Source organism: Nocardia sp. NPDC059180 (assembly GCF_042754945.1).
Lineage (GTDB): Bacteria > Actinomycetota > Actinomycetes > Mycobacteriales > Mycobacteriaceae > Nocardia.
The window spans coordinates 423,983-442,099 of sequence record NZ_JBHZBU010000003.1; the positions used below are offsets into that span (position 1 = coordinate 423,983).

At 67.6% G+C, this 18,117-nt stretch carries 23 protein-coding genes; 16 read left to right on the forward strand and 7 right to left on the reverse strand.

Features of this window, described 5'->3' with window-relative positions:
- The first annotated feature begins 7 nt into the window (after positions 1-7).
- From ACFXNW_RS12365 to dprA, 4 genes are all read left to right on the forward strand, one after another.
- Positions 8-313, forward strand: a complete 306-nt coding sequence (locus ACFXNW_RS12365; protein WP_011210678.1) for a DUF2469 domain-containing protein — start codon at positions 8-10, stop codon at positions 311-313.
- Positions 314-413: 100 nt separating this feature from the next.
- Positions 414-770: a YraN family protein gene (locus tag ACFXNW_RS12370; protein WP_379417722.1), complete on the forward strand. Its 357-nt coding sequence runs from the start codon at positions 414-416 to the stop codon at positions 768-770.
- On the forward strand, positions 770-2,278 hold the full coding sequence (locus ACFXNW_RS12375) for a YifB family Mg chelatase-like AAA ATPase (protein ID WP_379417723.1): 1,509 nt from the start codon (positions 770-772) through the stop codon (positions 2,276-2,278). The genes ACFXNW_RS12370 and ACFXNW_RS12375 overlap by 1 nt, the downstream gene beginning before the upstream one ends.
- Positions 2,275-3,462 (forward strand): DNA-processing protein DprA, encoded by a 1,188-nt coding sequence (gene dprA, locus ACFXNW_RS12380; protein WP_379417724.1) that lies wholly within the window; start codon positions 2,275-2,277, stop codon positions 3,460-3,462. The genes ACFXNW_RS12375 and dprA overlap by 4 nt, the downstream gene beginning before the upstream one ends.
- A gap of 144 nt (positions 3,463-3,606) precedes the next feature.
- Here dprA and ACFXNW_RS12385 read toward each other — a convergent pair whose 3' ends face one another.
- The gene (locus ACFXNW_RS12385; protein ID WP_379417725.1) at positions 3,607-3,759 is read right to left on the reverse strand and encodes a hypothetical protein; all 153 of its coding nucleotides are present in this window, start codon (positions 3,757-3,759) and stop codon (positions 3,607-3,609) included.
- Positions 3,756-4,022, reverse strand: coding sequence for a hypothetical protein (locus tag ACFXNW_RS12390; protein WP_379417726.1), 267 nt, complete (start codon positions 4,020-4,022; stop codon positions 3,756-3,758). The genes ACFXNW_RS12385 and ACFXNW_RS12390 overlap by 4 nt, the downstream gene beginning before the upstream one ends.
- A 129-nt stretch (positions 4,023-4,151) precedes the next feature.
- Between ACFXNW_RS12390 and ACFXNW_RS12395 the strand changes: the two genes are divergently transcribed.
- Genes ACFXNW_RS12395 through ACFXNW_RS12405 form a run of 3 tightly spaced genes read left to right on the forward strand, consistent with a single transcriptional unit; the run spans position 4,152 to position 5,805 of the window.
- Positions 4,152-5,138, forward strand: a complete 987-nt coding sequence (locus ACFXNW_RS12395) for a tyrosine recombinase XerC (RefSeq protein WP_379417727.1) — start codon at positions 4,152-4,154, stop codon at positions 5,136-5,138.
- A complete protein-coding gene (locus ACFXNW_RS12400) occupies positions 5,135-5,500 on the forward strand; it encodes a YidH family protein (RefSeq protein WP_379417728.1) in 366 nt (121 codons plus the stop codon). The genes ACFXNW_RS12395 and ACFXNW_RS12400 overlap by 4 nt, the downstream gene beginning before the upstream one ends.
- Positions 5,497-5,805, forward strand: coding sequence for a DUF202 domain-containing protein (locus tag ACFXNW_RS12405; protein WP_379417729.1), 309 nt, complete (start codon positions 5,497-5,499; stop codon positions 5,803-5,805). Before ACFXNW_RS12400 ends, ACFXNW_RS12405 begins: the two co-directional genes overlap by 4 nt.
- 246 nt (positions 5,806-6,051) lie before the next feature.
- Here ACFXNW_RS12405 and ACFXNW_RS12410 read toward each other — a convergent pair whose 3' ends face one another.
- The 3 genes from ACFXNW_RS12410 to ACFXNW_RS12420 are packed head-to-tail and all read right to left on the reverse strand — an operon-like array spanning position 6,052 to position 7,420.
- Complete coding sequence (locus ACFXNW_RS12410) at positions 6,052-6,570, reverse strand: DUF1990 family protein (protein WP_379417730.1); 519 nt, start codon at positions 6,568-6,570, stop codon at positions 6,052-6,054.
- Positions 6,571-6,577: 7 nt separating this feature from the next.
- Positions 6,578-7,135: a M23 family metallopeptidase gene (locus ACFXNW_RS12415; protein ID WP_379417731.1), complete on the reverse strand. Its 558-nt coding sequence runs from the start codon at positions 7,133-7,135 to the stop codon at positions 6,578-6,580.
- A 6-nt stretch (positions 7,136-7,141) separates the two neighbouring features.
- A complete protein-coding gene (locus ACFXNW_RS12420; RefSeq protein ID WP_379417732.1) occupies positions 7,142-7,420 on the reverse strand; it encodes a hypothetical protein in 279 nt (92 codons plus the stop codon).
- A gap of 568 nt (positions 7,421-7,988) precedes the next feature.
- Between ACFXNW_RS12420 and rpsB the strand changes: the two genes are divergently transcribed.
- From rpsB to ACFXNW_RS12445, 5 genes are all read left to right on the forward strand, one after another.
- Positions 7,989-8,834 (forward strand): 30S ribosomal protein S2, encoded by an 846-nt coding sequence (gene rpsB / locus ACFXNW_RS12425; protein ID WP_379417733.1) that lies wholly within the window; start codon positions 7,989-7,991, stop codon positions 8,832-8,834.
- 96 nt (positions 8,835-8,930) lie between these two features.
- Positions 8,931-9,755, forward strand: a complete 825-nt coding sequence (gene tsf / locus ACFXNW_RS12430; protein ID WP_379417734.1) for a translation elongation factor Ts — start codon at positions 8,931-8,933, stop codon at positions 9,753-9,755.
- Between the two features lie 193 nt (positions 9,756-9,948).
- Positions 9,949-10,677: a UMP kinase gene (pyrH, locus tag ACFXNW_RS12435; RefSeq protein WP_379417735.1), complete on the forward strand. Its 729-nt coding sequence runs from the start codon at positions 9,949-9,951 to the stop codon at positions 10,675-10,677.
- Between the two features lie 51 nt (positions 10,678-10,728).
- The gene (frr, locus tag ACFXNW_RS12440; RefSeq protein ID WP_379417736.1) at positions 10,729-11,286 is read left to right on the forward strand and encodes a ribosome recycling factor; all 558 of its coding nucleotides are present in this window, start codon (positions 10,729-10,731) and stop codon (positions 11,284-11,286) included.
- A gap of 50 nt (positions 11,287-11,336) precedes the next feature.
- Complete coding sequence (locus ACFXNW_RS12445; protein ID WP_379417737.1) at positions 11,337-12,314, forward strand: phosphatidate cytidylyltransferase; 978 nt, start codon at positions 11,337-11,339, stop codon at positions 12,312-12,314.
- Positions 12,315-12,335: 21 nt separating this feature from the next.
- On the opposite strand, the gene ACFXNW_RS12450 is transcribed toward ACFXNW_RS12445, so the two are convergent.
- Positions 12,336-12,677 carry a lipopolysaccharide assembly LapA domain-containing protein gene (locus tag ACFXNW_RS12450; protein ID WP_379417738.1) on the reverse strand — a complete coding sequence of 114 codons (342 nt, stop codon included), beginning with the start codon at positions 12,675-12,677 and terminating at the stop codon, positions 12,336-12,338.
- A gap of 121 nt (positions 12,678-12,798) precedes the next feature.
- Between ACFXNW_RS12450 and rlmN the strand changes: the two genes are divergently transcribed.
- Positions 12,799-13,908, forward strand: coding sequence for a 23S rRNA (adenine(2503)-C(2))-methyltransferase RlmN (gene rlmN / locus ACFXNW_RS12455; RefSeq protein WP_379417739.1), 1,110 nt, complete (start codon positions 12,799-12,801; stop codon positions 13,906-13,908).
- Positions 13,909-13,959: 51 nt separating this feature from the next.
- Here rlmN and ACFXNW_RS12460 read toward each other — a convergent pair whose 3' ends face one another.
- Positions 13,960-14,244, reverse strand: a complete 285-nt coding sequence (locus ACFXNW_RS12460) for a DUF2631 domain-containing protein (RefSeq protein ID WP_379417740.1) — start codon at positions 14,242-14,244, stop codon at positions 13,960-13,962.
- Positions 14,245-14,341: 97 nt separating this feature from the next.
- Between ACFXNW_RS12460 and dxr the strand changes: the two genes are divergently transcribed.
- The 3 genes from dxr to ispG all read left to right on the forward strand — a co-directional run bounded on the left by dxr (position 14,342) and on the right by ispG (position 18,093).
- Positions 14,342-15,481: a 1-deoxy-D-xylulose-5-phosphate reductoisomerase gene (dxr, locus tag ACFXNW_RS12465; RefSeq protein ID WP_379417741.1), complete on the forward strand. Its 1,140-nt coding sequence runs from the start codon at positions 14,342-14,344 to the stop codon at positions 15,479-15,481.
- Between the two features lie 126 nt (positions 15,482-15,607).
- A complete protein-coding gene (locus ACFXNW_RS12470; protein ID WP_379417742.1) occupies positions 15,608-16,810 on the forward strand; it encodes a M50 family metallopeptidase in 1,203 nt (400 codons plus the stop codon).
- 125 nt (positions 16,811-16,935) lie between these two features.
- A complete protein-coding gene (ispG, locus tag ACFXNW_RS12475; protein ID WP_379417743.1) occupies positions 16,936-18,093 on the forward strand; it encodes a flavodoxin-dependent (E)-4-hydroxy-3-methylbut-2-enyl-diphosphate synthase in 1,158 nt (385 codons plus the stop codon).
- Positions 18,094-18,117: the final 24 nt, after the last annotated feature.

The window sequence follows — 18,117 nt, forward strand, 5'->3', positions numbered from 1 at the left end:
CCACCCGATGAGCGCCGAGGACCTCGAGAAGTACGAAACCGAGATGGAACTGTCCCTGTACCGGGAGTACAAGGACATCGTCGGCCAGTTCTCGTACGTGGTGGAGACCGAGCGCCGGTTCTACCTGGCGAATTCCGTGGAACTGCGCCCGCAGAACGCCGACGGTGAGGTGTATTTCGAGGTCAGGATGAGCGATGCCTGGGTCTGGGACATGTACCGGCCCGCCCGCTTCGTCAAGCACGTCCGGGTGATCACCTTCAAGGACGTCAATATCGAGGAGCTGGAGAAGCCGGATCTGCGGTTGCCGGAGTAGCGGCGGGCCGTAGTTATCCACAGGCCGGGTTATCCACAGGGATTCTGTTTTCCCAGGTGAGCCAACTGTGCCGAGCCTGCGTCACCCGCATGCTGACCCGGTGGCACATAACTTGGCGCTCGGCGCACACGGGGAAGACCTGGCGGCACGATTCCTGGAAGCCGCGGGCATGGACATCGTCTGCCGTAACTGGCGCTGCCGGTACGGCGAACTGGACCTGATCGGACGCGACGGCGACATCACCGCATTCGTCGAGGTCAAAACCAGAGCCGGTCTCGGCTTTGGCACGCCGGCCGAGGCGGTGACCTTCACCAAACGGCAGCGGATACGCAGGCTGGCGCTGCTGTGGTTGTCCGAACAGGACGGTCCATGGCAGCGCATCCGGTTCGACGTGGTCTCGGTGCTCGTCGCGCGGGAACGCGAACCCGTGATCGAACACCTGAAAGCGGTGTTCTGATGGCGCTCGGGCGGGCCTGCTCGGTCGCGGTGAGCGGCGTGGACGGCCAACTGGTGGAGATCGAGGCCGATATCGGCCAGGGGTTGCCGTCGGTGCATCTGGTCGGATTGCCCGATACCTCACTGTCGGAATCGCGCGACCGGGTACGCGCGGCGGTGGCAAACTCCGGGGAGAAGTGGCCGGATGGGCGCGTCATCCTCGCGTTGTCGCCGGCGACTCTGCCGAAAGTGGGCAGCGTCTACGATCTGGCCCTCGCGGCGGCAGTCATGGATGCGGCCGACGCCATCCCCTCCACCAAACTGGCGCACACCGTGCTGCTGGGGGAGTTGGCGCTGGACGGGCGAATCCGGCGTGTGCGTGGCATCCTGCCTGCGGTGCTCGCCGCCAGGAAGGCCGGTTGGGCGACCGTGGTCGTGCCGGAGGCCGCTCTGCCCGAAGCGGGACTGGTGGACGGCATCGAGGTCCTCGGTGCGGCGAGTCTGCGCGGTGCGCTGGCCTGGCTCCGCGGGGAAGCCACTCTGACCGAACCGGATCGCGAGCTGCCCGAGCAGCCACGCACCGTCGGCGATCTGAGCGAGGTCGTCGGCCAGCACGAGGCGCGCTGGGCGCTGGAAGTAGCGGCCGCAGGCGGACACCACATCCTGCTGACCGGTCCACCGGGCATCGGAAAAACCATGCTGGCCCAGCGGCTTCCCGGACTACTACCACCGCTGTCGGATGCCGAGGCGCTCGAGGTCACCGCGATCCATTCGGTCGCGGGCACACTGTCCGGCGACCATCCGCTGATCACGATGCCGCCGTTCGTCGCGCCGCACCACTCGACCTCGGCCACCGCGATGGTCGGCGGCGGGTCCGGCTCGGCCAGGCCCGGCGCGGTCAGCCGAGCGCATCGCGGGGTGCTGTTCCTCGATGAATGCGCCGAGATCGGCGCCAAAGTGCTGGAAGCCATGCGGACCCCGCTCGAGGAGGGAGAGGTGCGTATCGCCCGCCGCGATGGTGTCGCCCGGTATCCGGCGCGGTTCCAGCTGATGCTGGCGGCCAATCCCTGCCCGTGTGCGCCCGCCCGCGACGTCGATTGCATCTGTGCGCCGCTGGCCCGTCGCCGATACCTGGGCAAACTGTCGGGGCCGCTGATGGATCGGATCGATATCTGGGTGCAGATGTACGGGATGGCGGGCGGCACCTTCGGCGCCGAGGAATCCGAGAGCAGCGCCACCGTTCGTGAGCGGGTGACCGTCGCGCGCCGTGCCGCCGCGCATCGCTGGCGGGAATTCGGCTGGCTCACCAATGCGGAGGTCCCCGGACATATACTGCGGCAGCGGTTTCGGCTGCCGTCGGAGGTGACGGCCCCGGTGGAGGCCGGGCTGCGCATGGGCAGGCTCTCGGCGCGCGGAGCCGACCGAGCCATCCGGGTGGCGTGGACGATCTGTGATCTGCGTGGTGGGGATGTGCCGAATGCGAAGGACGTCATGCAGGCATTGAACTTCCGGCAGCGAGGCGCGCAATGACCGCCAAGATCTCGGCCCGGGCGGAGGGCGGCGGCGTTGCCGATGACGCCGAGGCGCGGCTACTGGCGTGGGTGTATCTGTCGAGAGTCGTGCTGGGGCCGTGCGCGGCATTGACGGCGTTGATCGATTCGGTGGGAGTGTTGGAAGCGGCACGCGCCGTGCGGGAATGCAGGTTGCCGCAGGTACTGCGAGCGGCCACGGCGACGCGACGCGGCCTCGATCAGGCCGCGGAAGATATCGAGCGCATCCGGCTACTCGGTGGACGCGTCGTCACACCCGACGACCCGGAATGGCCGGCGTGGCGGCTCCTGGGGCTGAGTCAGCTCGAGCCGGGCAGGGACGCCGATGGCGCGGTACCGCTGGTGTTGTGGGTGCGCGGCCCGCTCTCGCTCCTCGGCGCCAGCGAACGGGCGCTCGCCGTGGTCGGAGCGCGATGCAGCAGTGGTTACGGTGACCGCGCCACCGGGGAGATCGCGGGAGATCTCGCCGCCAAGGGCTGGACCATCGTCTCCGGTGCCGCCTTCGGTATCGACGCCATGGCCCACCGGGCGGCGCTGGCAGTCGGCGGGTCCACGATCGCGGTGCTGGCCTGCGGGGTCGATAGGGCGTACCCGGCTCAGCATGACCGCCTGCTGGCACAGATCGCCGAAACCGGGCTGGTGGTCAGCGAATATCCGCCAGGCACTGCCGCACGCAAGCATCATTTCCTGGCGCGCAACCGTCTGGTGGCGTCGCTGGCCGACGGTGTGCTCGTGGTCGAAGCCGGGCTTCGCAGCGGCGCGCGTAACACCGTGAAATGGGCTCGGCGCCTCGGCCGTCCGGCACTCGCCGTGCCCGGGCCCATCACTTCCGCGTCCTCCGTCGGCTGTCATCGCATGATCCGGGAGGGGGAGGCGCTGTTGGTGACCGGCGCCGAAGAGGTCATCGATGAAGCGGGGCCGCTGCGTTTGTCGCTGCCCACCGCCGTGGTGGCCGATCCGGCCGATGGACTCATAGGGGAGCAGCAGCTCGTCTACGCGGCCCTGCTGGTGGCCGGCTCGCGCGTTCCGCACGAGCTTGCGACCAAAGCCTCGCTACCGATTCCTACGGTGCGAGCTGTGCTCGCCGAGCTGGAACTCGCGGGGCTGGTCGGACTCGGGGGAGAGGGGTGGTTTCGGGTCGGATTCGATCCGCCGCCGACCTAGCGTGGTGTGGATTCGCGCTGTGTTCTGCCGACGGGGCGGCACTCCGGCCCTGACGTCGGGATGCTCGTCGCCCGCCGTCCCCGAGGGTCGCGCTGTGGCGGAGCCCGCCCTGAGCCTGGAACGAGAGAGGACGACTGGACGACCTCACGCACCCGTGCACAGCTGACGCGACGCACTCGCGCACAGATGATGGTCCGGCGCGAACCGGGAAAGGCGGGCGGCGGTGTCCCGGACTCTGTTGTCCGCGAACACCGCCGCTGCATGCTCGTCGAGATATCCGGCGAGCGCTTCGCTCACTCGATCCGGATGGAGGATCCGAATGCGTCTATGTCCGAACCGGGGACCACTGTCTCGGTGATCGGACCGGCGCAGCCGGCCTCCAAGTGCACCGTGGCGACCGAGCCGGTGTCATTCATGATCTGAAGCGGTGACGGCTGATCGGCGACGGGAAGACAGCCGCTGGGATTCTCATGGGCTGTGTCGTTGACGATGAGCACTCCCTCGGCACCGGTGGCGGTGCCTGCCGCACTGAGGATCAGTGTTCCTGCGACAGCACACACAGTTGCGATATGACGCACGGGTTGTCCCTTTCTGTGAGCATCGATGAATCGACTGATCGAACCGGGCAATCTTCGCAGTCGGGACATCGGAACCGCGGTAGGTGATGGACTGATCAGGCAAAACGGTTCATGAGCGGGGAAGCGGCGCGCCGACTTGCCAACCCGTGTGTCGCGGGTGACGGTGGAGTGGTGGATGCGCTGCCCGAGGATCTGGACGCTTTGCTGGCCGAATACGGGCGCACCCTGCGGCTCGGGAGTAACCGCTCGCCACATACCGTGCGCGCCTATGTCGGCGACGCGCGATCGTTGCTGACGCATCTGGTCGCGCGATCGTCGGATTCCTCGGTGCGGGAACTGGATCTGGCGCTGTTGCGATCCTGGCTCGCCGAACAGTCCGCTGCGGGCGCCGCGCGGACGACGATGGCGCGCCGGTCGTCCTCGGCTCGGACCTTCACCGCATGGCTCACCAGGAACGGTCATCTGAGCGCTGACCCGGGGCTTCGACTCGGCGCGCCGAAAGCCCACCGGGTGCTGCCGGCGGTGCTCGGGAAGCAGCAGGCCGCCGCGGCGATGGACGCCGCGGAATCCGGTGCAGTGCAGCGTGATCCGATGGCCCTGCGTGATCGGTTGATCGCGGAGCTGCTCTACTCGACCGGCATCCGGGTCAGCGAGTTGTGCGGTCTCGATATCGACGATGTGGACCGAGAACGCCGCTTGGTGCGGGTACTCGGCAAGGGAAACAAGGAGCGCTCGGCGCCCTTCGGTGCCCCGGCCGACGACGCGATCGGCAACTGGCTGCGTTTCGGCCGCCCCGATTTCGCCACCGCGGAATCCGGCCGCGCCTTACTGCTGGGTCGTCGCGGTCGCCGCCTCGACCCGCGCCAAGCCAGAACCGCAGTGCACGAGGTGATCTCGGCCATTCCCGGCGCGCCCGACGTGGGCCCGCACGGCCTGCGGCACACCGCCGCCACTCACTTCCTCGAAGGCGGCGCCGATCTGCGCGTCGTTCAGGAACTACTGGGCCACGCCAGCATGGCCACCACCCAGCTCTACACCCACGTCTCCGTCGAACGACTCAAGAAGGTGCACGACCAGGCGCACCCACGAGCGCTATGACTCTCCCGAATCCGGACGCCGAATCCGAGGACGGCGAAGAGGACGTCGACTACCGCTTCACCCTCGCCAATGAACGCACCTTCCTCGCCTGGATGCGTACCTCGCTGGGACTGCTTGCAGGCGGGGTCGCGGTGCACACCCTTGTCGAACCGTTCCGCCTGGCCGGTTTCCGGCGTGCCATCGTGCTGTGCTGCCTGGCCCTTGCTCTGATCTTGGCGGTCGGTGCCTACGCCCACTGGCGACGAGTCGGTGACGCCATGCGGCAGGGTCGCGCCCTGCCTGGGACCGTCCTGGTCCCGGTTCTGTCGGCAGGCATCACCGCCACTGCGCTGCTCGCGTGCCTGGCGGTGCTGCTGCGATGACGGCCACCGGCCTCGCCGCCGAACGCACCGCGCTGGCCTGGCGCCGCACCGCCCTGGCAGCGACGGTGGTCACGATGTTGTTCCTGAACGTCGCCGTCTCCGACGGCTGGCGGCTCACCGCACTGGCCCCGCTGGCCGCAGCACTCGCCACGGCGGTCCTCGCGTTCGTTGGCACGATGCGCAGTCATGGACTGCGTCATGGCCGGTATCAGCACGGGGCACGCGCAGTCCGGTTCGCGCTGGCGTCGATCGTGATGGCAGCCCTGGTCGCAGTGGTGATCGGGGTGACCCACCCGGTCATGTAATGGTCTGCGCGGATACGTCGACGGCGACGTTGCTCGCGCTGGCCGCCACTGCGGGCCAGGAGATTCGGACTCGGTGCCGGTCGCAAGCATCCCGTCGGGTCCCGGGCACGCGATGACACCGACGCACCGCAGCGATAACGGCCTCGGCCGCCGTAGCGCGGCTTCTCCGTCGGCACCGATGTTCGACCGAGTCGACTCTCCTGGACGGAACGACAGCGGCAGCGCGGTAACGCGGACTGTCGCGCACTAGCCGGAGCGCGGGAGTGTGTCGATGTACTTGCCTGCGATGAAGCGCTGGACGATGCGGGCCGCGGGCCCGCCGAGTCGCGTGTACCAGTTGGCGCTACGCGAGAACGCACTGACGAGGCCGTAGACGCTGTCGTCGGACTCGTCGTATTCGACCGCGAACAGCTCCTCACCGGACTCCGGGTGGCCGGGGAGCGTGCCGTAGGCGAAACCGCGGCGGTTCGGCTCGTCGAGGACGTAGACGACGCGGCACGGTGCGGTGATAGCCAGTGGGCCGACACCGAGACGTACCGTGAGCAGGGTGCCCGGTTCGGCGGTGGGCGTGCTCGCCGAGTCGAAGATGCCGGTGCCGCGTTGCATCCGGTAGGCGTTGATGGCGTCGGCAGCCAGGTCGAACAGGGCCCGGCCGTGGCCGATGCGGCGGCGCAGGGTGAAGTGGTGGTAGTCGGCTGGAAGCGGGCCATTCGTGGCACCGACCTCGGCGTAGGTGAACGGTGGATCCTGCGGCGCGTTCTGCATGGTTCGATCATGGTCGGCGGACGGGTTGTCGGGAAGCACCCGGCGGTTGCACCGGCTTCAATCGCAGCGGGCCGAGCTGCAGCAGCCCGAGTGGATCCAAATATTCGCGGCGCTGGCGTCCGCCCGATTCGCGTCGCAGACCCCAATGCAAACAGGCCGCGGCCGTGCAGCCCTCGTGCCCCGCCTCCAGCACGCCGATTCGGCTGCCACGCGCGACCCGCCGCCCCACCGGTACCTCGGCTGTCACCGGTTCGTAGGTGGTGCGCAAACCGCCCGCATGGTCGATCGACACCACCGGTTTGCCCGCCACTGAACCCGCGAAAACGACGATCCCGTCGCCCGCCGCGAGCACCGCCTGTCCGGCCGAACCCGCCAGATCCACCCCGCGATGCCCGGGCAGCCAGTCCTGCGCCGGCTTGTCGAACCGTCTCTCGACCGCGGGCCGCGGCCGCAACGGCCAGTCGAACCGCGTGTCCGGCGCCGCCGCCGCAACCGGCCCGCCCGCGAGTAGCGCGCAGGCCAGCACACACGACCCGAGCCGCCCGCGAACACCAGCACGTCCCATCGGCAGTCATCGGGACCCGGAAGGAGTGCGCGGCAGCGGCGCTGTCCGCACCAGCCCGCGCAGCAACGGTGCGAGCACGCAGGCCGATCCGGTGCTGCCGATCGCACACTCGCGCGGCTGCCGGTGCGCTCCCGGCGCCCCGGCCACCGCCTCGGCGGTCACGATCGACCTCGACCCGGCCACGCTGGCAGGCACGGCGGCTACATCGCCGTCCGGAACGTTCGCAACCAACAGTCCCACCAACAGCCCCAACGGCAGCAGGCCCGACACCAGCCGTCGCAGCACCCGCGCACCTGCGCGCGGCCGTTGGCCCGGCCATCCGGGGTATCGGCCGCACGCTCCGGCGGGCCGGTGCGCCTGTGTGGAACCGTGCGGATCGGTGCGATCGAGCCCGGTCCGCGAGGCAGTGTCGTCCAGCGAGCGGGTAGGCGGTCGAGCAGGGCGAGAAGACGCGGCGATCGAGCAGTGGCAGGCAGCAGGTGTCATGGCTCAACGATGACCCCGACAGTGTCGGGGAAGTACCCCCGATTCGTCGGGTGTGGACAACCCGAACAGGTGTGGATAAACCGCCTTTCACCTGTGCGATTTCAATGGTGGGAGTCCACGCCGTAGACTGTCCGGGCGGTCTGTGTCTTCCATGGACCGACTCCGCGCGCCACCGTGCTCGTTCGTATGGCGCTGATCGATCCGGCCGCACTTCGCAAGAAGTGTGCCCGGTCGCGCCAGCGCAGCAATGGACGGGGAATCGTCGGCTGGTCCCGATCGCCAGATCGGGTCCGACGGTTCGGGGCGCCAGGGCAGCAGGCCGCCGGCTTGCTGCGTCAACCGGCAACGAAAGAGAGATACGGGAGCTATGGCTGTCGTAACAATGAAGCAGCTGCTCGATAGCGGCGCGCACTTCGGGCACCAGACCCGTCGCTGGAACCCGAAGATGAAGCGGTTCATCTTCACCGACCGCAACGGCATCTACATCATCGACCTGCAGCAGACGCTGACCTACATCGACAAGGCCTACGAGTTCGTCAAGGAGACCGTCGCCCACGGTGGCACCGTTCTCTTCGTCGGCACCAAGAAGCAGGCCCAGGAGTCGATCGCGGCCGAGGCGACTCGCGTCGGGATGCCCTATGTCAACCAGCGCTGGCTGGGTGGCATGCTCACCAACTTCTCCACCGTGCACAAGCGCCTGCAGCGCCTCAAGGAGCTCGAGGCCATGGAGCAGACCGGTGGCTTCGAGGGTCGCACCAAGAAGGAAATCCTCATGCTCACGCGTGAGATGAACAAGCTGGACCGCACCCTCGGTGGTATCCGCGACATGGCCAAGGTGCCCTCGGCCATCTGGGTCGTCGACACCAACAAGGAGCACATCGCCGTCGGCGAGGCGCGCAAGCTGAACATCCCGGTCATCGCGATCCTGGACACCAACTGCGATCCCGACCTGGTCGACTACCCGATCCCGGGTAACGACGACGCGATCCGTTCGGCCGCGCTGCTGACCAAGGTCGTCGCCTCCGCCGTCGCCGAGGGTGTGCAGGCCCGTGCGGGCCGCGCCGCCGGTGACGACAAGCCCGAGGCGGGCGCAGGCGAGCCGCTGGCCGAGTGGGAGCAGGAGCTGCTGTCGCAGGCGGCCCCCGCCGTCGAGGCTCCGGCCGAGGCTCCCGCCGCCGAGGCCGCTCCGACCGAGACCCCGGCCGAGGCCTGAGTTTCGTAATCCGCTGTTCCAGTGGTGGCCACATGGCACTGCCATCGTGGCCACCACTGCCCGGTACCTACCCTTTTCGAAGGAGGCTCGCCCCAGATGGCGAACTACACCGCCGCTGACGTGAAGCGGCTCCGGGAGCTGACCGGCTCCGGGATGATGGACTGCAAGAACGCGCTGGCCGAGACCGACGGTGATTTCGACAAGGCCGTCGAGCTGCTGCGCATCAAGGGCGCCAAGGACGTCGGCAAGCGTGCCGAGCGCACCACCGCCGAAGGTCTCGTCGTCGCCAAGGACGGCGTCATGGTCGAGATCAACTCCGAGACCGACTTCGTCGCCAAGAACGCCGAGTTCCAGACGCTGGCCGACCAGATCGTGACCGCTGCCGCGGCCGCCAAGCCTGCCGACCTGGAGGCGCTGAAGGCCCTGGATCTGGGTGGCAAGACCGTCGACGCCGCGACCCAGGAACTGGCCGCCAAGATCGGCGAGAAGCTGGAGCTGCGTCGCGTCGTCTCCCTCGACGGCCCGGTCGCCACCTACCTGCACAAGCGTGCCTCGGACCTGCCGCCGGCCGTCGGCGTGCTGGTCGAGTACACCGGTTCCGGTGACGCCGCTGCTGAAGCTGCGCGCGCCGCCGCCATGCAGGTCGCTGCCCTCAAGGCCAAGTACGTGACCCGCGACGAGGTTCCCGCCGACATCGTGGACAACGAGCGCCGCATCGCCGAGCAGACCGCTCGCGAGGAAGGCAAGCCCGAGGCCGCGCTGCCGAAGATCACCGAGGGCCGCGTCAACGGCTTCTTCAAGGATGTCGTGCTGCTCGAGCAGTCGTCGGTCACCGATTCGAAGAAGACCGTCAAGGCCCTGCTGGACGAGGCCGGTGTCACCGTGACCCGCTTCGCGCGGTTCGAGGTCGGTGCGGGCTAAGCCCTCGCACAGCTAGCGAGCAGGCCCCTCGTCGCACCGATCATCCGGTCGACGGGGGGCCTTCTGCTGCCGCTCCAACCGAATAAGGCAGGATAGGGACGCTCTGAGTTGCTGAATGCCTGATGTCGCCGCGCTCGACGATCGAGCCGGCGCCAGTCGAGAACACGCCCATCGCCGAAGGAGACCCAGACCGATGACCGACCCGGGGACCGACCGCCCAGGATTTCGCCGGGTACTGCTGAAACTCGGCGGTGAGATGTTCGGCGGCGGCAAAGTGGGGCTCGATCCCGATGTGGTCCAGACGGTCGCCGAGCAGATCGCCGAGATCGTCGAAACCGGCGTGCAGGTGGCCGTCGTGATCGGTGGCGGCAACTTCTTCCGCGGCGCCGAACTCGAGGAACGCGGTATGGAGCGGGCCCGTTCGGACTACATGGGCATGCTCGGCACCGTGATGAACAGCCTTGCGCTGCAGGACTTCCTGCAGAAGCAGGGCATCGACACCCGGGTGCAGACCGCGATCACGATGGGGCAGGTCGCCGAGCCGTATCTGCCGCTGCGGGCCAAGCGTCATCTGGAGAAGGGGCGCGTGGTGATCTTCGGCGCCGGTATGGGCATGCCGTACTTCTCCACCGACACCACCGCGGCGCAGCGGGCCCTGGAGATCGGTGCCGATGTGGTGTTGATGGCCAAGGCCGTCGACGGGGTCTTCACCGCGGACCCGCGGGTCGACCCCGACGCCACGATGTACACCGAGATCACCCATAAAGCGGCGATCGAGCGCGATCTGAAGGTCGCCGATGCCACGGCCTTCAGCCTGTGCATGGACAATCAGATGCCGATGCTGGTGTTCAATTTGTTGACCAAGGGCAATATCGCCCGGGCTGTCGCCGGTGAGAAGATCGGCACATTGGTTCGTTCCTGACCCCGCGAGCCCGCGGATCATGACGATGACGACGCTGTGGAGGAAACGGTCGTGATTGAAGAAGCGCTCTTCGACGCCGAGGAGAAGATGGAGAAGGCCGTCTCGGTGGCGAAGGACGATCTCGGCACCATCCGCACCGGTCGCGCGAATCCGGGCATGTTCTCCCGGGTCGTCGTCGACTACTACGGATCGCCTACCCCCATCACCCAGATGTCGAGTATCACCGTGCCGGAACCGCGAATGGTGGTGATCAAGCCCTATGAGCAGGCGCAGCTGGGTGCGATCGAGACCGCGATCCGCAACTCCGATCTCGGCGTGAACCCGACCAACAACGGTGACATCCTGCGCATCTCGGTTCCGCAGCTCACCGAGGAACGCCGTCGCGAGATGGTCAAGCAGGCCAAGTCCAAGGGTGAGGACGCCAAGGTCGCGATTCGCAACGTGCGCCGCAAGGCCATGGATGAACTCTCGCGCATCCAGAAGGATGGCGAAGCGGGCGAGGACGAGGTCGGCCGGGCCGAGAAGGAGCTCGACAAGACCACCGCCAGGTATGTCGGCCAGGTCGATGAGCTGGTCAAGCACAAGGAAGCCGAACTGCTCGAGGTCTGACCCAGATCTTGCGGGCCCGCCCGGGCGGGGGACGAAACGGAAACGACGAGTTGAGCGACGGGACAATCGTGGCCGAGAACACCGCTGCGGCCGGTGCGGCGGGGCAGCAGGCACCGGACGACGACGGCACCATCGAAGCCGCTGCCGCCGGTACACCGGACGCGCCGGCGAGCGTGAGTGAACCGGCCGAGCAGGCGCCCGCCGCGCCCAAGTCGCGGGCCGGGCGCAACCTACCCGCGGCGTTGATCGTCGGCCTCGGTCTCGGGCTCTCGCTCATCGCGATCCTGCTGTTCGTGCCGAAGGTGTTCATCGGGGTGGCCGGTGCGGCGATCGCGGTGGCGACCTGGGAGGTCGCCAAACGGCTGCGTGAGGCCGATGTGCTCGTGCCGCGGATCCCGTTGATCGTCGGCGGTCAGGCCGTGTTCTGGCTGGGCTGGCCGTTAGGGCCCGAGGGTGTTGCGGGTGCGTTCGCGGCGACGGCGCTGGTCTGCATGGTGTGGCGGCTGTTCGATCACGGCCTGCAGACCGCACCGCGAAACTTCCTGCGCGACACCTCGATCGCGATCTTCACCCTGGCGTGGATTCCGCTGCTGGCCTCGTTCGCTGTGTTGCTGCTGCTCGAACCCGACGGCAACTTGCGGGTCCTGACCTTCATGATCTTGGTCGTCTGCTCCGATGTCGGCGGTTATGTCGCGGGCGTGTTGTTCGGCAGGCATCCGATGGTGCCCTCGATCAGTCCGAAGAAGTCGTGGGAGGGGTTCTGCGGCTCGCTGGTGTTCAGCGTGATCGGTGGTCTGCTCACCGTGACGCTGCTGCTGGATGCCAATTCCATGGTCGGCGTGGTGCTCGGCGTCGGCCTGGTGCTCGTGGCGACCATCGGCGATCTCATCGAATCCCAGATCAAGCGCGAACTCGGCATCAAGGACATGGGCGCGCTGCTGCCAGGGCACGGCGGCATCATGGACCGGCTCGATTCGATGCTGCCCTCGGCGTTCGTCTCGTGGCTGGTGCTCAGCACTCTGCTGTGAGGCCGCAGAGCGCGATCGCCGTTACGGGCGTTTGGCGGCGCGGCGCAACTGCATGATGCGCACGCCGCCGACCAGCGCCATGACCAGCGCTCCGGTGATGACCGACATCAGCACCGACACTCCGAGTGGCAGCCCGAAGCTCCAGAACAGCAGATCGACCTCGACGTGCTCCAGGTTCTGCAGGATGAAGATCAAGAGCACGACACCGAGCAGAGCGGCCACGACCAGGCCGACCCAGGTGTAACCCGTCTTCGACTTCTCCAGCGTGCGGCGGGTGCGTGGTGTGGTGACCGGTTCGGTGCCAGGTTCGGTGCGTGGAATGGGCTCCGGCTCCGGCACCTGGTCAGCGGCGTGGGTGGACATAGATCGATCATTGCCGAAAGCTATCGCGCATGCACGGATTTCCTGCTGGACGGCGGTGTCTGACGGTGTCGAGGGGATGTGATGCGGGCGACGGCCCGGGGGATGGGACACTGGAGAAACTATGACCGTCTCCCTGCCCCTGGTTTTCGATGCCCCGCGCCGTGGCATGCCGCCGCGCCACCTGGCCGATCTGGACGCCGACGGCCGGCGCGCCGCGATGGCCGAACTCGGGCTGCCCGCCTTTCGCGCCGATCAGATCGCGCGCCAGTACTACGGGCGTCTGCAGGCCGATCCGGAGCAGATGACCGACCTGCCCGCGCCGATGCGCGCGAAGGTCGCCGAGGCGTTGTTCCCGCCGCTGCTGTCACCGGTCAAGCATGTCGCCTGCGACAGCGGCGAAACCCGCAAGACGCTGTGGCGCGCAGGCGACGGCACGCTGCTCGAGAGCGTGCTCATGCGCTACCCGGATCGGGCCACCCTGTGCATTTCCAGCCAGGCGGGCTGTGGCATGGCCTGCCCGTTCTGTGCGACCGGGCAGGGCGGGTTGAACCGGAACCTGTCGACGGCCGAGATCGTCGATCAGGTGCGCGCCGCGGCCGCCGCACTGCGCGACGGTGAGGTCGCAGGCGGACCCGGCCGACTGTCGAACATCGTGTTCATGGGTATGGGCGAACCGCTGGCCAACTACAAGCGGGTATTGAACGCGGTCCGGCGCATCACCGCGCCCGCACCGGATGGTTTGGGGATCTCCCAGCGCAATGTCGTCGTCTCCACGGTGGGCCTCGCCCCTGCGATCCGCAAACTGGCCGACGAGGGCCTGTCGGTGACGCTCGCGGTATCGCTGCACACCCCCGATGACGAGCTGCGCGACACCCTGGTCCCGGTGAACAACCGCTGGCCGGTCGCCGAGGTGCTCGACGCCGCACGCTATTACGCCGATAAGACCGGCCGCCGAGTCTCGGTGGAATACGCCCTGATCCGCGATATCAACGATCAGCCGTGGCGGGCGGACATGCTGGGGGAGAAGCTGCACAAGGCGCTGGGTTCGCGCGTGCATGTGAATGTGATTCCGCTGAACCCGACTCCAGGAAGCAAATGGGATGCCAGCCCGAAGCCGGTGGAGCAGGAATTCGTGCGCCGGGTCAACGCCAAGGGCGTGCCGTGCACGGTCCGCGATACCCGCGGCCAGGAGATCGCCGCGGCCTGCGGGCAGTTGGCGGCGGAGAACTGAGCTGATGAAAAGACCGGCCCGCAGGAGTACGGGCCGGTCGTCTCGGTGGTCCTAGCGGGGCTTGCGGGCCAGGATGCTCTGCCGGATCAGGATGCCTGCCAGCAGCGCGGCGAACCCGACGAGGAACATGTAGCCGACATTGCCGGTGCCCGACGAGCTGCCCTGCGGTCCCTCGAACAGCATCGCCAGCAGGGCGAGCACGACGAACCAGCCCGCGATGCGGAAGGTGCGCTTGGACTCGCCGCTCCAACCCCATGCGGCCGACGGGACCTCGGCGGGATCCACAGTGGTGACAGCGCGCTCACTGGTGGTGGTTTCGAGTTCCGTGGCGGCCACGATCGCTCCTCAGCTCGAGAATCGGATACTGCCCGATATCGTGGCATACGACCGGCCGTCGTAGCCAGCAGGGTGCGGTGTCCGTAAGAATGTGCGGGTGTCCGATGTCGTAAGAGTTCTCCTGCTCGGCAGCACCGGTTCCATCGGAACCCAGGCGCTGGAGGTGATCGCCGCCAACCCAGACAAGTTCGAAGTCGTCGGCCTGGCCGCGCGTGGCGGCAATACCGATCTGCTCGCCGCGCAGATGGCGTCGACCGGCACCGGCAATGTCGCGGTCGCCGATCCTGCCGCGGCCCAGCGGCTCGGGGTCGCGCTGGGTGGGCCCGGTGCGGTGACCGAACTGGTGCGCCGCACAGAGGCCGATGTGGTGCTCAACGCGTTGGTCGGCTCGCTCGGCCTCGAACCGACCCTTGCCACCCTGCACTCCGGTGCGCGGTTGGCACTGGCGAACAAGGAATCCCTTGTCGCGGGCGGATCGTTGGTGACGAAGGCCGCCACGCCCGGGCAGATCGTCCCGGTGGACTCCGAGCATTCGGCGCTGGCGCAATGTCTGCGCGGCGGACGCGCCGAGGAAGTGGACCGGCTGATTCTCACCGCCTCCGGCGGCCCGTTCCGCGGCTGGAGCACCGAGATGCTGGAAGCGGTGAACCCCGCCGAGGCGAAAACCCATCCGACCTGGTCCATGGGCCCGATGAACACGCTCAACTCGGCGTCACTGGTGAACAAGGGCCTCGAACTGATCGAAACCCATCTGCTGTTCGGCATTCCGTACGACCGCATCGACGTCACCGTGCATCCGCAGTCGATCGTGCATTCGATGGTCACCTTCACCGACGGTTCGACTTTGGCGCAAGCCAGCCCGCCCGATATGAAACTGCCGATCGCGCTGGCACTCGGCTGGCCCGACCGGGTTCCCGGTGCCGCGGCGGCTTGCGACTTCTCCACCGCCTCGACCTGGGAGTTCGAGCCGGTGAACAACGACGTGTTTCCCGCGGTGGAGCTGGCAAGGCAGGCCGGGACGGCAGGCGGTTGCGTGACCGCGGTCTACAACGCGGCCAACGAGGTGGCGGTGCAGGCGTTCCTGGACGGCATCATCAAGTTCCCGGAGATCGTGCGCACGGTCGGGCTCGCGATCGCGGCCGCCGACGAATGGCGTGCCGAGCCGACGAGTCTGGACGAGGTGCTGGCCGCCGACGCGTGGGCGCGCGAATACGCCAGGAAACTGGTTGTCTCGTAGCCGCGCCGGACGCAACCGGTCGCCGCGCGCGGCTGCCGGTACTGTGAACGGGTGCTCGCGGCCGACCATGGACGCGTGCGTGCCGGGTATTGACGAGCTGCGCAACGCAGGAGGGCTGTAGAGCAAATGGTGTTCGCGTTCGGTTTCGCGCTGTTCGCCCTCGGCATCACAATTTCGATCGCGCTACACGAGTGCGGGCATATGTGGGCCGCACAGGCGACCGGGATGAAAGTGCGGCGGTATTTCATCGGCTTCGGGCCGCGTATCTTCTCCTTCCGGCGCGGCGAGACCGAGTACGGCCTGAAGGCGCTACCGCTGGGCGGTTTCTGCGATATCGCGGGCATGACCGCGCTCGACGAGCTCGAGCCCGAGGAGCTGGACCGGGCCATGTACCGGCAGGCCACCTGGAAGCGTCTTGTCGTCATGTTCGGCGGCATCGCGATGAACTTTCTGCTCGGTTTCCTTCTGGTGGTGGTACTGGCCGTCGGTTGGGGCCTGCCGAGTTTCGACCAGCCACCGGCCACCGCTCTCGGCGAGATGAGCTGTGTCGCCCAGCAGAAGCCGGACGGCACCCTGGCCGACTGCACGGGTACCGGACCCGCGCAACGGGCCGGATTGCAGCGCGGCGACGTGGTGACCGCCGTCAACGGTGTCGAGGTCGAGACCTGGCGGGAATTCCAGGCCGAGACCCAGAACCAGACCGGCCCGTTCACCTACACGGTCGAGCGCGACGGCCAGACGCTGACGATCCCGGTCACGCCCGAAACTGTTACCCGCTACCCGTCCGATGGTGGGCCCGGTCGTGAGGTGAGCGCCGTCGGCGTCGGCTCCGACTACTACGGACCGGTCAAATACAACGTGCTGACCGCCATCCCCGCCGCGGGCGCGTTCACCGGTGACATGTTCGTGCGCACCTTCGAATCGCTGGCCCAGATGCCCGCCAAGGTGGCCGACCTGTGGACCGCGGTGACCGGCGGCGAGCGCGATCCGGAAACTCCGGTGAGCGTCTACGGCGCCTCCAAGATCGGTGGAGAGACCGCCGAACGCGGCCTGTGGGGCCTGTTCATCCTGGTGCTGGCCAGCCTGAACTTCTTCCTCGGTGCGTTCAACCTGCTGCCGTTGCTCCCGCTCGACGGCGGGCATATCGCGGTGGTGCTCTACGAAAAATTCCGCAATACCGTCCGCGGATGGAAGGGGCTGGCGCCCGGCGCGCCGGTCGACTACCTGAAATTGCTGCCGGTGACCTACGTGGCGGTGGTGATCGGCGGCGCGTACATGGTGTTGACGCTGGTCGCCGATATCGTCAACCCGATCGAACTGTTCCCCTGACCAGCGCACCGAATGGTCGGGTGACGGCCGTCGCCCTGTCACGGTGGTCACAGGGGAACCTCGTATCTGCGCGACTAGACTCGCAGGCGAGAAGGCCCGAACCAGACGAAAGCAGGCAGCCGAAGGTGACCACCACAATCGGATTGGGGATGCCGCCCGCGCCCGCGGCCGTGCTGGCTCCCCGCCGCAAGACCCGTCAGCTGATGGTTGGCAACGTCGGTGTGGGTAGCGATCACCCGATCTCGGTGCAGTCGATGACGACCACCAAGACCCATGACATCAACGCGACCTTGCAGCAGATCGCGGAGCTGACCGCGTCGGGTTGTGACATCGTGCGAGTGGCCTGTCCCCGCCAGGAAGACGCCGACGCGCTGCCGGTGATCGCGAAGAAATCGCAGATCCCGGTGATCGCCGACATCCATTTCCAGCCGCGCTACATCTTCGCCGCGATCGACGCCGGATGCGCCGCGGTGCGCGTCAACCCTGGCAACATCAAGGAGTTCGACGGCCGGGTCAAGGAAGTCGCCAAGGCCGCCGGTGCCGCCGGTATCCCGATCCGCATCGGAGTGAACGCGGGCTCGCTCGACAAACGGATGCTGGAGAAGTACGGCAAGGCCACCCCGGAGGCGCTGGTCGAATCGGCGCTGTGGGAGGCGGGCCTGTTCGAGGAACACGGCTTCGGCGATATCAAGATCTCGGTCAAGCACAACGACCCGGTGATCATGGTGGAGGCCTACCGGCAGCTGGCCGCCCAGTGCGACTACCCGCTGCACCTCGGCGTGACCGAGGCGGGCCCGGCGTTCCAAGGCACCATCAAGTCGGCGGTGGCCTTCGGTGCGCTGCTGAGCGAGGGCATCGGCGACACCATTCGGGTATCGCTGTCGGCGCCGCCCGCGGAGGAGATCAAGGTCGGCGGGCAGATCCTGCAGTCGCTGAACCTGCGTCCGCGCAAGCTCGAGATCGTCTCCTGCCCCTCGTGTGGCCGTGCCCAGGTCGACGTCTACACCCTCGCCAACGAGGTGAGCGCCGGGCTGGAGGGCATGGAGGTGCCACTGCGGGTCGCCGTGATGGGTTGTGTGGTCAACGGCCCCGGTGAGGCGCGCGAAGCCGACCTCGGGGTTGCCTCCGGAAACGGGAAGGGGCAGATCTTCGTCAAGGGTGAGGTCATCAAGACCGTGCCGGAGGCGCAGATCGTGGAGACCCTGATCGAAGAGGCCATGCGCATCGCCGAGGAGATGGGCGAGGATGTCGTCGCCGGGGATCCGGTCGTCACCGTCGGTTGAACGCCCCACCGGACCAGGGGTTTC

Excerpts from the sequence above, each read along its gene's own strand:
- ACFXNW_RS12400 (WP_379417728.1), top strand. The coding sequence starts at position 5,135 with ATGACTCTCCCGAATCCGGACGCCGAATCCGAGGACGGCGAAGAGGAC.
- ACFXNW_RS12365 (WP_011210678.1), top strand. The coding sequence starts at position 8 with ATGAGCGCCGAGGACCTCGAGAAGTACGAAACCGAGATGGAACTGTCC.
- rpsB (WP_379417733.1), top strand. The coding sequence starts at position 7,989 with ATGGCTGTCGTAACAATGAAGCAGCTGCTCGATAGCGGCGCGCACTTC.
- ACFXNW_RS12450 (WP_379417738.1), bottom strand. The coding sequence starts at position 12,677 with ATGTCCACCCACGCCGCTGACCAGGTGCCGGAGCCGGAGCCCATTCCA.
- ACFXNW_RS12375 (WP_379417723.1), top strand. The coding sequence starts at position 770 with ATGGCGCTCGGGCGGGCCTGCTCGGTCGCGGTGAGCGGCGTGGACGGC.
- pyrH (WP_379417735.1), top strand. The coding sequence starts at position 9,949 with ATGACCGACCCGGGGACCGACCGCCCAGGATTTCGCCGGGTACTGCTG.
- rlmN (WP_379417739.1), top strand. The coding sequence starts at position 12,799 with ATGACCGTCTCCCTGCCCCTGGTTTTCGATGCCCCGCGCCGTGGCATG.
- ACFXNW_RS12410 (WP_379417730.1), bottom strand. The coding sequence starts at position 6,570 with ATGCAGAACGCGCCGCAGGATCCACCGTTCACCTACGCCGAGGTCGGT.
- ACFXNW_RS12470 (WP_379417742.1), top strand. The coding sequence starts at position 15,608 with ATGGTGTTCGCGTTCGGTTTCGCGCTGTTCGCCCTCGGCATCACAATT.
- dprA (WP_379417724.1), top strand. The coding sequence starts at position 2,275 with ATGACCGCCAAGATCTCGGCCCGGGCGGAGGGCGGCGGCGTTGCCGAT.
- tsf (WP_379417734.1), top strand. The coding sequence starts at position 8,931 with ATGGCGAACTACACCGCCGCTGACGTGAAGCGGCTCCGGGAGCTGACC.
- ACFXNW_RS12395 (WP_379417727.1), top strand. The coding sequence starts at position 4,152 with ATGAGCGGGGAAGCGGCGCGCCGACTTGCCAACCCGTGTGTCGCGGGT.
- ACFXNW_RS12405 (WP_379417729.1), top strand. The coding sequence starts at position 5,497 with ATGACGGCCACCGGCCTCGCCGCCGAACGCACCGCGCTGGCCTGGCGC.
- ACFXNW_RS12415 (WP_379417731.1), bottom strand. The coding sequence starts at position 7,135 with ATGGGACGTGCTGGTGTTCGCGGGCGGCTCGGGTCGTGTGTGCTGGCC.